This is a genomic window from Thiospirochaeta perfilievii, assembly GCF_008329945.1.
GTDB classification, from domain to species: domain Bacteria; phylum Spirochaetota; class Spirochaetia; order DSM-2461; family DSM-2461; genus Thiospirochaeta; species Thiospirochaeta perfilievii.
The window spans coordinates 3,034,888-3,048,252 of record NZ_CP035807.1 but is presented as its reverse complement, the minus strand read 5'-3'; the positions used below and the strand labels follow the sequence as shown (position 1 = coordinate 3,048,252).

General features: G+C 29.9%; 16 protein-coding genes. 3 read left to right on the top strand and 13 right to left on the bottom strand.

Annotated elements, in window-relative coordinates; all coding sequences use genetic code 11:
• The 7 genes from EW093_RS14160 to murI all read right to left on the bottom strand — a co-directional run bounded on the left by EW093_RS14160 (position 1) and on the right by murI (position 5,391).
• Positions 1-612, bottom strand: a complete 612-nt coding sequence (locus EW093_RS14160) for a V-type ATP synthase subunit E (protein WP_149569029.1) — start codon at positions 610-612, stop codon at positions 1-3.
• A 156-nt stretch (positions 613-768) separates the two neighbouring features.
• A complete protein-coding gene (locus tag EW093_RS14155; protein ID WP_149569028.1) occupies positions 769-1,116 on the bottom strand; it encodes a hypothetical protein in 348 nt (115 codons plus the stop codon).
• 61 nt (positions 1,117-1,177) lie between these two features.
• Entirely contained in the window at positions 1,178-2,587 is a 1,410-nt protein-coding gene (gene pyk, locus EW093_RS14150; RefSeq protein ID WP_149569027.1) for a pyruvate kinase, read from the bottom strand.
• 34 nt (positions 2,588-2,621) lie between these two features.
• The gene (locus EW093_RS14145) at positions 2,622-3,020 is read right to left on the bottom strand and encodes a hypothetical protein (protein ID WP_149569026.1); all 399 of its coding nucleotides are present in this window, start codon (positions 3,018-3,020) and stop codon (positions 2,622-2,624) included.
• Between the two features lies 1 nt (position 3,021).
• Positions 3,022-3,645 (bottom strand): hypothetical protein, encoded by a 624-nt coding sequence (locus tag EW093_RS14140; protein WP_149569025.1) that lies wholly within the window; start codon positions 3,643-3,645, stop codon positions 3,022-3,024.
• Positions 3,646-3,685: 40 nt separating this feature from the next.
• The gene (gene rsgA, locus EW093_RS14135) at positions 3,686-4,606 is read right to left on the bottom strand and encodes a ribosome small subunit-dependent GTPase A (RefSeq protein ID WP_149569024.1); all 921 of its coding nucleotides are present in this window, start codon (positions 4,604-4,606) and stop codon (positions 3,686-3,688) included.
• A gap of 2 nt (positions 4,607-4,608) precedes the next feature.
• Complete coding sequence (murI, locus tag EW093_RS14130) at positions 4,609-5,391, bottom strand: glutamate racemase (RefSeq protein ID WP_149569023.1); 783 nt, start codon at positions 5,389-5,391, stop codon at positions 4,609-4,611.
• 135 nt (positions 5,392-5,526) lie between these two features.
• On the opposite strand from murI, the gene EW093_RS14125 reads away from it, so the two are divergent.
• Together EW093_RS14125 and EW093_RS14120 are read left to right on the top strand one after the other, a co-directional pair.
• Positions 5,527-6,033 carry a pentapeptide repeat-containing protein gene (locus tag EW093_RS14125; RefSeq protein WP_149569022.1) on the top strand — a complete coding sequence of 169 codons (507 nt, stop codon included), beginning with the start codon at positions 5,527-5,529 and terminating at the stop codon, positions 6,031-6,033.
• Positions 6,020-6,589: an MBL fold metallo-hydrolase gene (locus EW093_RS14120; protein WP_149569021.1), complete on the top strand. Its 570-nt coding sequence runs from the start codon at positions 6,020-6,022 to the stop codon at positions 6,587-6,589. Before EW093_RS14125 ends, EW093_RS14120 begins: the two co-directional genes overlap by 14 nt.
• On the opposite strand, the gene EW093_RS14115 is transcribed toward EW093_RS14120, so the two are convergent.
• Genes EW093_RS14115 through EW093_RS14105 form a run of 3 tightly spaced genes read right to left on the bottom strand, consistent with a single transcriptional unit; the run spans position 6,564 to position 8,541 of the window.
• Positions 6,564-7,517 carry an RluA family pseudouridine synthase gene (locus EW093_RS14115; RefSeq protein WP_149569020.1) on the bottom strand — a complete coding sequence of 318 codons (954 nt, stop codon included), beginning with the start codon at positions 7,515-7,517 and terminating at the stop codon, positions 6,564-6,566. The genes EW093_RS14120 and EW093_RS14115 overlap by 26 nt on opposite strands.
• 5 nt (positions 7,518-7,522) lie before the next feature.
• Positions 7,523-7,855 carry a hypothetical protein gene (locus tag EW093_RS14110; protein ID WP_149569019.1) on the bottom strand — a complete coding sequence of 111 codons (333 nt, stop codon included), beginning with the start codon at positions 7,853-7,855 and terminating at the stop codon, positions 7,523-7,525.
• Positions 7,855-8,541: a YggS family pyridoxal phosphate-dependent enzyme gene (locus EW093_RS14105; RefSeq protein WP_149569018.1), complete on the bottom strand. Its 687-nt coding sequence runs from the start codon at positions 8,539-8,541 to the stop codon at positions 7,855-7,857. The genes EW093_RS14110 and EW093_RS14105 overlap by 1 nt, the downstream gene beginning before the upstream one ends.
• Positions 8,542-8,618: 77 nt before the next feature.
• On the opposite strand from EW093_RS14105, the gene EW093_RS14100 reads away from it, so the two are divergent.
• Positions 8,619-8,873: a hypothetical protein gene (locus EW093_RS14100; RefSeq protein ID WP_149569017.1), complete on the top strand. Its 255-nt coding sequence runs from the start codon at positions 8,619-8,621 to the stop codon at positions 8,871-8,873.
• Here the strand turns inward: EW093_RS14100 and pyrB are convergent.
• The 3 genes from pyrB to EW093_RS14085 are packed head-to-tail and all read right to left on the bottom strand — an operon-like array spanning position 8,870 to position 13,359.
• Positions 8,870-10,456 (bottom strand): aspartate carbamoyltransferase, encoded by a 1,587-nt coding sequence (pyrB, locus tag EW093_RS14095; RefSeq protein WP_425473362.1) that lies wholly within the window; start codon positions 10,454-10,456, stop codon positions 8,870-8,872. The two genes, EW093_RS14100 and pyrB, sit on opposite strands and share 4 nt — an antisense overlap.
• 17 nt (positions 10,457-10,473) lie before the next feature.
• Positions 10,474-11,907, bottom strand: coding sequence for a P83/100 family protein (locus EW093_RS14090; protein WP_187759722.1), 1,434 nt, complete (start codon positions 11,905-11,907; stop codon positions 10,474-10,476).
• A gap of 9 nt (positions 11,908-11,916) precedes the next feature.
• Positions 11,917-13,359, bottom strand: coding sequence for a hypothetical protein (locus EW093_RS14085; protein ID WP_149569015.1), 1,443 nt, complete (start codon positions 13,357-13,359; stop codon positions 11,917-11,919).
• Positions 13,360-13,365: the final 6 nt, after the last annotated feature.

Here is a 13,365-nt window from a genome sequence, read left to right as displayed (position 1 = left end):
CTAACTCTCCTTTACGTCCTTAACAAACTGTGTAAGACTTGGGCTTAAATACTCCGCCATCATTTGTCCTATACCTTCTGCAGAGAAATCATAATAAACATTACCATCTTTCTCTGAAATTTTAAAACCAGCATCTAGAGAGCTATGTGGTTTAATCTCTAATCCTGATTTAATTAAATCTTTAAATTTACTATTAATGCTCTTCTTTACAGCTTCTTCTTCTGATGCAGGTAATAGAACTGAAAGGTCTGAAACACTATCTTTATTCCAATTACCTAAAACTGCAACAATTGCGTTTGCAAGAGAGTCTCCTTTTAAAGAATCCTCTGTTGAACGTTTTATTAACTCATCAAAAATACCTTCAATCTCTTTTTTAAGATCAATAACAAGATCCCTTGAGGATTGTTTAACAGCATCAATACTAGATTGCTTAGTAACTTCAGATTCTCTAATTGAATTCTCTTTTAACTCATCTGCTTTTTTTTCAGCAGATTTAATAATTTTCTCAGCTTTAGACTCTGCTTCTGCGATAATTTTCTTAGCATTATCCTCAGCACTTTTAACACCATCATTTTTTATTTTGTCAATTAGTTCTTTTAATTGAACATCCATGAATTCCCCCAATTTTTATTATTCCCAATTTTTAGACAAATAATTAAACCTATTTATAAAATATATAATATTAGATATTTTAATACCTTGAAGAGTTTATTACAAGTTAAAATTATAAGATATTTTATTTAGAACAACTTTAAAACACCTTAAATTCTAGCATATTCCCTTTATTTCCTCTATTTTCCTCATCTTGTTTTCTATTAGGTGTAATACTGCAGTAGGATAACCCCTCGATTTTACAAACGCTTCTATTTTTTCAAGAAGTTTTTCCTCAATATTTTCATTGGGACCTACTTTGAAATTAGTAATTTCTCCTAAAATTCCATTTATTCCCATTATTTCATCTTTTAATACTACGAGATTCTCTAGATATACAAAGTTTGTATGAGTTCGGTTGTCATGAAGTTCTTTTTCGTACTGAATTACACTTGATATGTCATTAACTAAGTGTTCAAGCTCTAGTTCTAGAATTTTTAAATATTTGTTTTGATCTACTACCATTATATACACCTCTACTTAGATTATAAGTAGAGGTGTTTACTAATGCAATTTTTTTTAATAATTATAAACAATCACTAGCTGTTGCAATCTGAATAAATTCAGGAGCTTTATCATTATCACCAGGTGTACCTGCTAAGATAACAATTTGATCATCTTTTTCAATTAGTTTTTCATCAATTAATGTACTAATTGTTTTAGAAACTAGCTGATCTCTATGTTTAAACTCTTCAATAGTAGAAGCGTATACACCATATGATAAAGCTAAAGTTTTCATAACGTTTTCATGCATACATTTTACATAAATTGGTAATTTCCCTCTATAAGATGAAACCATTCTTGCAGAAGAACCAGTTTTAGCATCTACAACAATTGATTTAATTGGTAGTTCAATAGCTGCTTCAACTGCTTTTTTAGCTAAAAAGCTTCTAACTTGTTTTTCAGAAGATACAACAGGATTGTCTCTAAACTCTGGAGTATGAGCTTCAACTTCTAATGCAATTTTATTCATTGTCTGAACAGCTTCTAATGGATATTTTCCATAAGCAGTTTCACCACTTAACATGATTGCATCTGTACCATCAAAAATAGCATTAGCAACATCACTTACTTCGGCTCTTGTTGGTCTAGGATTATCAATCATAGTGTGTAACATCTGAGTAGCTGTAATTACTGGTTGTGCTCTTCTGATACATGTATCAATCATGTGTTTTTGAATTGCAGGTACTTCCTGAGCAGGAATCTCAATACCAAGGTCTCCCCTTGCAATCATTACACCATAACACTCATCTAAAATTTCTTCTAAATTATCAACACCCTCACGGTTTTCAATCTTAGCAATAATTTTAGCATCTGAACCAGCAGCATCTAATAAAGCTTGAACATCTTTAACATCTTGACCGTTTCTAACAAATGAGTGAGCAATAAACTCTACATTGTGTTTAGCAGCAAATTTAATGTATTCAGCATCTTTTTCAGAAATTGATGGTAGATCTAAGTGAACTCCTGGAGTATTGATACTTTTTTTATTCTTAATAACACCACTATTAGATATTTTTACGAATAATTTATCATCCTTTTTATCAACAACAACCATAGCTGTCTCACCATCATCAATAAGGATATCTGCACCTACACTGATATCTTTTACAAATCCATCATAGTTTGTAAAAAAACCTTTTTGATCACCAAGGTTGTCACCAATAGCAATAATTTCACCTTCTTCTACTGTTAAACCCTCTTTTGGTACATTAAAAGTTCTAACTTCAGGACCTTTTGTATCCACTAATAAAGGAATTGAGCTAGAAACTTTTCTAACATTTTCAATTACTAATAAAGAACCCTCATGCGACTGATGAGCAGTGTTTAACCTAACAACATTCATTCCGTTATTATAAAGAGTAGTAAGGAAATCCACACCACAATTTAAATCTGAAATTGTTGCAACAATTTTCGTTTGTTTTCTTTTATCCATTCGAACAAGCCTCCACAGCTTAAAAATTTTCTTTTTATAATGTCCCTAAGGACAAATCTCCACACAATTTATATACTGTGCCATCTTTTTTTATATCAAGTTCCCTTTTAGGAAAGTATTTAGAAAGTAAACTTTTCACCATACTTATCGCATCTAACTCAATCTCATTTTTAACCCTAGGTTCCACTTTTGCTAATGTTGATAAATGAAGATCAATAACATAACCGCGACCAAACTCTGTACCATATCCAGGAGAGAATGATGCTCCTATATTAAACAATCCATCCATCTCTTTATTAGATGTTTCACCTCTTTTAAGCCTATTAGGATGAAGTCTATATAGATGACCATACTTATCTTCAAGAAAATCATCTACTTCATCAAACATCTTTTTTAAACGCCTATCCCACTCTATTGATTGTGCGCTTTCCATACTACCACCTAATACTCCAGGCCTTATTTTCACTTGATGCTATAATATCCACAAAACTCTCCTGATATACAGCAACTCTATCTTCTGTTTTTGTACCATTTGAAACAGAAATAATATCCCTGGGAACATTTACTAAAAATCTAAAATAGTGATCTCCATAAATGTCTCTTAAAATATTTAAACTCTCTTCATTTATATCACCGCTGTCTCCACTACTTATCCCTTGGGATAGGATACTTTCATCTCCATCTTGAGTAAGAGAAAAACTATTCTCATTTGGTAACAGCTTATTTAAATCATCAATAGTTTTAAATTCAAAAGTCACATTAACTTTATAAAATAAATCATCTTCAGAAGAAGTGTATTTTGATAAAACTAAATCAGTACTCTCCCCTATAATGTCCTCGATATAACCTCGACTAAGATTTAACGGGATAATATCATCTTCATTTCCAAAATTAGATATATCATTTAGTGTTTTATCCAAGGAATATAAAATTTTAAATATACCACTTCCATCACTATTTAACTTTAAATCCGTCTCAATAGTTAAACATGAACTAAGAATTAGTGTTATTGTAATAATAATAAATATTTTGCATTTAAAACTTGACAGAAAAAGCATAGTCTATTGTACCCTCTTGAACAATCTCTTTCAATAGAACTTAATAAAATTTTACCAAAGAGTCCTCTAGTTCACTGATTATAGAGTTATATCCTTTAAATCTATCCTCGTTAATATTGCCATCTTCAATAGCTTTCTTAATTGCGCAACCAGGTTCATGGGTATGTGTACAACCTTTAAATTTACAATCACCCCAATACATATCAAATTCAGGAAAGAAATGGGATAATACTGATGGATCTACACCAAATAAATTTAACTCTCTAATCCCTGGGGTATCTATTATTGTATAATCCTCTAGAGGGACCATTACAGCATAACAAGTGGTGTGTTTACCTCTATTAAATTTTTCTGATACTTCTCCAACTCTCAACATTAGTTCCGGATTTAAGCTATTTAACAAAGTTGACTTACCAACTCCAGATTGTCCAACAAATGCTGTTGTTTTAGATTTTAGAATACTACGTAGTTTTTCAATATTTTCTCCATTTTTAGCAGAAACTCTTAAAATTTCATATCCTAATTCTCGATATCCTTCTAGACGGTTTTCTACCTCTTTTGAAATATTTTGATCAATCTTATTGAGAACTACTATTGGTTTTATTCCACCATTTTCAGCAGAAATTATAGCTCTATCTATAAAACGAGGTCTAAAAGGGGGAGATTCAGGGGAACAGACACATATAACTTGATCAACATTAGCAGCGATAATTTGTGGTGCATTTCTTTTTTTATTCCATCTTGAAAAGTGGTTCTTCCTATCCTCCCTTGATAATATTAAACCAAAGTTTTCATTTATAGGATCAAGTTCAATGGTAACAATATCACCACTTGCTAAAGGATTATAAGCTTTTGTTCTATCCTTTAAAACCTTACCTTTAATTCTACACTCAATCCTCTTTCCATCTACCAATACATTAAATATATTGTTCATACCCCAAAGAATTACACCTTTTATCAACTCTAAAATTCTCCTTTAAATTCCACATTATGTTTTTTACAAAATACAATATAAGAATCTACATCCCTACTATTTGTTAAAAAGAAAGAACTAGTACCCACTCTTTCACGAACTTTACCTATATCTGTAACACGACCTACCTGTCTTGTAACACCATCCCTTGAATCAATAATCTTAACACCACTTCCTAAAGCTTCTTCAATCTCATCTGAAACGTGTATAAAATGGGTACAACCAAGAACTATAGAGTCTACCCCGCTCTTTTTAAATGGCTCAACCTGATCTCTTATATACTCTTTTATTTCATCTTGTTCTAGATTATACATTTTTGTTTCAACAAAATTTACAATATCTCCAGCACCAACTAATACAACTTCTTTATCTGGTGAGAACTTATTTATTAGGTCTTGTAAATACTGTCCCCTCACTGTTCTTTTTGTTGCCAAAACCCCAATTTTATTATTTCTTGTTATATCAGAGGCAGGTTTTACTGCTGGAACTACGCCTATGATAGGGATTGATGTAAGTTCTCTTATATACTTTAAAGATGTTACACTTGCTGTATTACAAGCTACAACAATAGCCTTAGGGTTAAACCTTTTAATAATATTTGTTACAAGTATTGATATAATTTGAACTAAAGACTCTTCCGTCTTTTCTCCATAGGGAAAGTTTTTATTATCAGCAATATATACAAAATCTTCCCAACTAAACCTATTCCTTAGATGGACTAGATAGGGTAAACCTCCAACTCCTGAATCAAAAACAACTATTGGCTTATCCATGAAAAAAACCTTTAATATATAAATCTTGAAAAAACATTTCAACAGTATAATTCACCAATTATAAATAGTAAATCCAGGAAAAAGATTTATATAACAATCCTTGATAATTAAGTCTAAACAAATTATTGTTAGATTATGGGTAAATGGAAAGATTATATCTGTTCTAAAAGTACATTTTTTAATGAAAACTTCTCAAATATTGACTTCTCAAATATTGATATGTCTAATAAAACTTTTAGTTTCTGTTTTTTTAGTAATGGAATTTTCAATAATACCAAACTTATTAATAGTAAGATAAGCTTATGTTTCTTTAACAATAGTACTTTTACCAATACATCCTTTAAGAATAGCATTATTGTTGATTCTGTTTTCTCTGAATCAGAAATTATAAATGTTAACTTCTCAAATAGTGATATATTAAATAACAACTTTAATATTTCATCAATAAAAAACAGTACTTTTAACAACTCAGATCTATATCTATCTAGATTTATTGGGTCATTTATAGATAATTCAATGTTTACTGACTGTAACTTAAAAAGAGTAGACTTCTCAGACTACATTAACAATAAAACCTCATTTAAACTATCAAATATAGAAGAGGCATTTTTTGATAGAGGAAACTACTATGAAACTACTTAAACACTTTTCTATGTTTGGAAAAGCGAACACTTATATTGTTGGTCCAGATAATGGTGGAGATGCTATTCTAATTGATCCAGCTATTATGGATATTCATATGTTAGAGTTAATTGAGAATAATAATTTTTATGTAAAACATATTTTAATTACCCATGCACACAAACATCATTTTGCCGCATTAAAAACAATTAAAAAGATTTACAATGCAGAAATTTATTCTTACTACTCCCATATTGGAGATTTTGAGTCCAATAGTCTTGTGGATGGGGAAGTATTAATACTATCCGACTTAGAGGTTAAAGTATTACATGTACCTGGACACTCTTCAGACTCTCTAATATATCAAATTGGAAATTATCTTTTTGTAGGGGATGTTATTACAGCAGGGCTATTAGGAAAAACAGATTCTAAATTTGAAGAGGAGATTCTAATTGATTCTATTGAAACTAAACTTCTAACCCTAGATGACCATTCCCTAGTTTTCCCAGGGCATGGTCCTCCATCAATATTAATATCTGAAAAAAAGATGTTTAATCTATATGCTCCATTAAAATAGTTGGAATCTCAATCTCTTCTTTAGATAAAAACTCCAACATTCTTTTGGGAACTGGAGAGTAAAAATGGGACATATCTTCTGTATCCATTAAATTTATACCTAGGTGGTATGAGTGAAGCATTAATGTTTCTTCCCTATATTTTGAATCAGTTCTAGAATATATTGGGTCCCCTAGTATAGGATGACCTATAGATTTTAAATGTACTCTAATTTGGTGTGTTCTTCCTGTTTTTAATATTAGTTTTACCAGAGAGTAGTCACCATTAGATGCTAAAATAACATAATCAGTTTCAGCATATTTTCCATTTTGTTCTTCATCGGAGGACATAAACTTTTTTCTGTCCCTAGAATCTCGTTTTAAGTAACTCTTTATTGTATCTCGTTTCTTTACGGGAGTACCTTTTATTATAGCTAAATACTCCTTTATATTTGTTCTATCTTTAAACTGCTTAGATAGAAAAGCTAGTGAATCACTATTTTTTGCTGTAATTATTACACCTGAGGTATCTTTATCTAAACGATGAACTATACCAGGACGTAAAACATCACCATCAAAATTATCTGATAAGTTTGTAATATAATACATTAACCCTTGTACTAATGTTCCAGTATAATTTCCTATAGATGGGTGAACAACAATACCTTGTTCCTTAGATATTACTACACAATTTTTATCTTCATATATAACATTTAAGTCCATTTTTTCAGGTTCAATGTTTATTTCAACCTCTTTATTCCAGGATATTTGATATTTAGCACCATTTTTAGCTTTAGCTGAATGCTTAATCTCTTTATCATTAAGAAAGATTCTTAAATCCCTCTCTTTTATTTGATTTCTTGTTAATATCCCTTCTTCCGAAATATATCTATCAATCCGTATTGTACTACTGCAGCTAACAGTAATCTCTAAACTCTCTCTTTCTATCAAAAATCTTACCTTCTAAAAACCTTTTCTATAATGAAATCTATAAACATTATTAACCCTGAAAATATTAAACTACTAATTAGTTTAGTTTCTATCTCTTTATTATTCTTTTCTATCTCATCAAGATCATTGTAAACACCTGAACTATTAAATACTGGATCCATTATAATAGATGAGTACATATATCCAAGGGGAAATGCTCCACAGAATATTATTGAAGCTCTTCTAATATCATGTAAAACAGGACTAAACTCATCTGCTTTATATGGTTCAGCAACTGCTTCTTCACTATATAGATTTAAACATGAAAATATTAAAAGTAAAGCTATAAGTTTTTTCACTATAACCTCGAACCAAAAATACTACTCCCAATACGAACCATAGTCGAACCCTCTTTTATAGCTTCAAAGTAATCACTACTCATTCCCATAGATAATTTATCCCCATTAAAATCTGGATATTTGGATTTTAAAGTATTTAACAGCATTCTTAGATCCTTAAAGCTGTTAGATATTTCATCCCTATCCTCAACATGAGCTCCAATGCACATTAAGCCCAATATATTTATATTCTTTAATTCCTTCAATTCCTCAAATATTGTAAAGAAACTATCATTAACAATAAATCCTGTTTTATTTTTATCATTTGCAATATTAATATCCAAATAGACATCCATCACCTTATTAAACTCATAACATGTCTTATCTATTTTTTTTGCAATTTTTAATGAGTCAACAGATTGAATACATTTAAAATATTTACAGGCTTTTTTTACTTTATTACTCTGTAGATGCCCAATGAGATGAAACTCAGCATCTTTAGGTAGAAGAGGCACTTTTATCTCCGCCTCACTAACTCTATTTTCACCAAAGAGTCTTTGACCTTCATTATATGCTTCCTGTAATAGCTCTATGGGTTTAGTTTTAGATACAGCTAATAACTTTATACTAGATATATCCCTATTGTTTTTTAGAGCTATCTCTTCTATTGAGTTATGTATATATTCTAGATTTTCTTTTATCGACATATTACATATATTATATTATTAAATGATAAAAATACACAATTATGAAGCAAAATAAAAAAAAGGACTAAAAAACATATATGGAGAAGGTAAAAGGGATTGTAAGTTCAAAGTCATTTTCAGTTATTAATTGTTATGGTGTATATACAGTATATTTCTGGATGCAGGTAGATAGAAATAAATATATTTTTGGAGATGTTTGTATACATTATTCAACAAGGAAAGAGATAGAGTTAAAACCAGGTGATATAATTGAAACCTATGGAAGGATAAAAACATTTAATGGGCCTATATTAAAGGTGAAAAGTATAAAGTTTTTATCCAACCTAGTTTAATTACCAGATTTCATCATAACTATAGCTTTTACTACAATACTTACAGATAAATTTATCATTGGATGATTTATTAAAGTAGGTAACAATATTTTCGTGATTATCTTTACTTGATATACAATTTGGATTTTTACATGAAATCTCTTTAAAGTTAAAAATTGCAGGGGCATAGATAAACGATATTTTCTAAAAACGTAGGAGTTTTTAATAATATTTACAGAACAACCTGGAGAAATGGCTGATAACATTTTGACCTGTTTTTCATCTAGATCTGTAACATCTGGTATTGAGATAATCCCTTTATAAACCGATGTATCTTTAGTATGAAACACACCATGGGAACTTCTTAGATTGAATTTCATAACTCTACGAACTCTATCAACTAAGTCCCAAATTTCATTTAAAGGTAGACCCCGTCCGATATGGTCTATAACAATCCCATTATCTACAGGTTTAATTCCAACTTTCCATGAATCTTGGATTTTAGACTTACCTGTTACTTCTATTTCATTAATATAGGTATTAGAATTAGATTTCGCCTTTATACTATTTTGTGTTTTAAAATCACTTCCAAATGCCCCTCCTAATAGACCTATCTCTATAATTCTAGTGTAATATCCATTAATAGATTGTAAATCCCATCCGTTTAGTTCAGTATCATCTAAAAATGATGGAATAACAGGATATATACTGTGCCTAGGTAGTGGGTGAAAAAATTTAGTATTAGGTGGTAATTTATCTATAAACTCTTTATTAAAGATTACAGAATTCCTTAACTCATCTGCTCTATCTAAAACTTTATCACCCATTCGCTCTAATTGTAATCTAGTAAAATACCAAATATTTGATACTTCATCATTATTTAAATACGCTTCAATTGAATTAAAATACCTGATTTCAAATCCATTTTCTACCATAACGTCAATATACTCTTGGGGCATAGCTAACTCTTTAGGAGCAATTAAATCTACTTTAACTCTTTTAAATATTTTAAGACCATTTGCTTTAGAATGGGCAGTTCTTCCATGAAATAGATCACCAACAAGTGCTATATGTATCTCTTCTCTATCCCATTTTTTGTGTTCCATAAAAGAAAACTCATCTAAGAACTCTTGAGTGGGATGTTCATGTTTACCATCTCCTGCATTTATAAATCCGGCTCTTGGGAGATTAGTTAAGTTACTATAATCGCTGATTTTTTCTTCTAAAAACCTACATACACCTTCACTTGCTGTTCGCATAATAAACATAGACTTATCTGAGTAGCCATAAAGCATCTTTACTGTATCTAGAATACTCTCACTTTTATTAAATGAAGAACTTGAAACATCAAAATTATTTAGTTTAACATTATGAAATTTAGCTGCATTTCTAAATGACTCTTTTGTCCTTGTACTACTCTCAAAAAACATTAAGTAAATACCAAATGTTGGATCATTTAATTTAAATTTATCAAGATTTTCCCCAGTTAAAATAGCCTCTTTTAATTCTCTAGTTTTATTGTATAAATACAACTGTTCATCAATTGTTAAATCCTCAACTACAGCTATAGTCCTACCAAAAAATTTACTATTAAAATCAACCATGAAAACTCCTATATCTATTAATCTGATGAAAAATCAGACAAATTAACCAATTTTATATTATTATCAAGACCTTGTATATAAAAAGTATCACTCTTAAGAACTATAAAACTATCCTTATATACAGGCTCACTATTTTTTCTAACAAGATTTAAATCTAAGTCAAATTCTCCTAGGTAGTATTTTCCCTCTTCAACTATTAATACATAGATATTCTTCCCAGAAATAAATATTGGTGACTTTTCGTAACATGGTACTGCCCCCCATAATTCATTATCAAGGGTTGCTGCTGATAATCTACCAAGGGTAATTATTTGATTGGAATTAGATCCACCAGCTATAATATATAGGTAGTCAGCTTTGATACTAAAAGTATTATTTTTTATGCTGTTTACACTACTTTTATTAATAATATTACCATCTTGATCTAGATTAACAATAATTCCAGAGTAGGAATCTCCATTTACCCTATTCATAATATATTTAAAATTGCTACTACTGTTAGTTTTTTTTATTTCAACTATCTGTTCATTTTTATCATCTGCTAGATTATCTCTAAGTTCTACTATCTTTTCATCTTTTTCTAATATATCTTCTTGAACTTTGAGTATCTCTTTTTTTAATTCCTTTGCAGCCACATCTTCAGGTTTTTCTTCTACCTTATCATTTATAATCTCAGGTTCGTTAGGTTGGTTTGGTTGTTCTATTTGATTCAAACTCTCTTTTAGTTCATCTAAATTTTCAATTACTTCTTCTAACTCTCTCTCTTTATACTCAATTATATCTTCACGTATTTCTATATTATTTGTATCATCTACAGTAATTTTTTCAATAATTTTATCTTCAACTAATATATCTGAATCAATATTTGATAGTTTCCCAAAGCTAATATTATTTGATAAAGGTATATATATATAAGTCTTTCCAGGCCAGTTATAATAACTTAAATCGATCCCTAAATTCTCTGTAGATATAATACTCTCTGTTGTGTAATAGTCACTATAGTGTTTTTGATCTAACCTGTAGGCTGCATTATACATTAGGATCAAATGGGCTAACAGATCTGCATCATCAATATTATACCCATAACTATCCATTATGTATTGGGAAATTATTAATTCTATATTGTTTGAATTATCAATTAAAGCCTTGGATGTGATCTCAAAAACATCACAGGACATAATGTTCTCTTCCCATTCCAACTTAGGCCGATGATACATCTTATACTTATCAGAATAATTTGCATCACTTTTAATCTCTGTAGATATCTCTTTTGCTAGATAGGTTCCAATACTTCTAATTTCACCTATTGAGTTATAAAATAGATAGGGTCCAATATAGTTTTCAAACTGCAGATTTTCTGACTTAGTAGCTTCTAGAAATAACTTATCCACAGTAACGGAAAACAAGTTTGAATATAAACTTAAGACTAATAATATTAATAACTTCTTCAAAATTAACTCCTATTTTATTCTATCTATTATATCGTAACATCTTTCATCAATACTGTTTGAATAACCATTAGCAAGTATTTTTTCTATACCACTAAACACTATATCGACATATTCTCCATTTGTATAATTATTTATATAATACAATGCATATAAACCATTAATTGCCAGGGTTTCATCAAAATAATCATCTATTCGATCACTAATAAGAGATATAACATCGCCATCCATATCTGCAGCTAACTGCCCTAAGGCATAAAAAATGTAGGTTAATATTATATATGAATCTTCACTTTTAAGATCGTTTAGCAAGTAGGGTAAAAAGGAGAGGTCTTTACTTAAAGCTATAACTTTATAAGCTTCTTTTCTTACATCATGCTTAATATCTACATTAGAACTAGCAAGTAGAAGGATCTCGTAAAAATTAGGATATTGATCTAGGATATCGGCATCACCAACTTTCAATTTAAGCTCTTTTAGCACACCTAATTGAACCTCCCTATTACCACTTAAAATCATGTTTCGATAATAACTGCTTAATTTACTATCATTCCAAACTTTTTTATCTGAGAGTGAGATAGAACGATCATTAACCTGCATTTTACCAGAGGGATAATATTCAATATTTAAACCTAATTGATAACTAGTTAAAATCCATTTTTCATTCCCATAAACCAAAAAACCATTGGAGAATAATAGTGACTTATCACCACTTGTCTCAAATGTGTACGAATTTTTAAAGATAGATGAGATTCCATCCCCAGTTAAGACTAATTCACCTCTATGATTAAAGCCAACCATTGTAGGGTTATTAATTTTACTTTCCCAGGTTTCAACAAATTCTCCACTGTTTTTAAACTTAGAAATAGTTCCTTCCTTAAAAACTAAATAGAAAAAATCATCATCACTTGTAATCATTTTAGGAGACTTTTTTAAGTTGAAATTGAAGGCTGATACTCCCCCAAAAGTAATTGAATATAGTTTATTGTCTTCAATATACAGTATTAGAGAGTTAGAGATGGCTTCTAATTTTTTGGTATGTACATTATTAAGAACACTATGTTTAATGCCAAATCTACTAATCTGAAATATCTGCATATTAGAAACTAAAAAGATATCACCTCTCTTATTCAAAGTAAGATTACTTGTAATTCCTTCTTTAAAATCTATACTCCACCTTAATGTTCCATCCCCATAATAAGAGTACAGAGCTCTGTTATCCCTTGTAATAATTGACCCATCAGGGGAAAGATAGAGTTCTGATAGTTTGCCTCCAGGTTTTACTTTCCAATTTATATTTCCATTTTTTATATTTATAGAGTACAAGCGTCTATCTTCACAGATTAGTATTAATTCACTATTTTTCCTCTCTACAGGTGTAGAAACAACCTCTCCAGGAAGGGCTACCTGCCAGATAGGGGTTAAATCTTGAGAGAATATATGTGAACAAAACAAAATAAA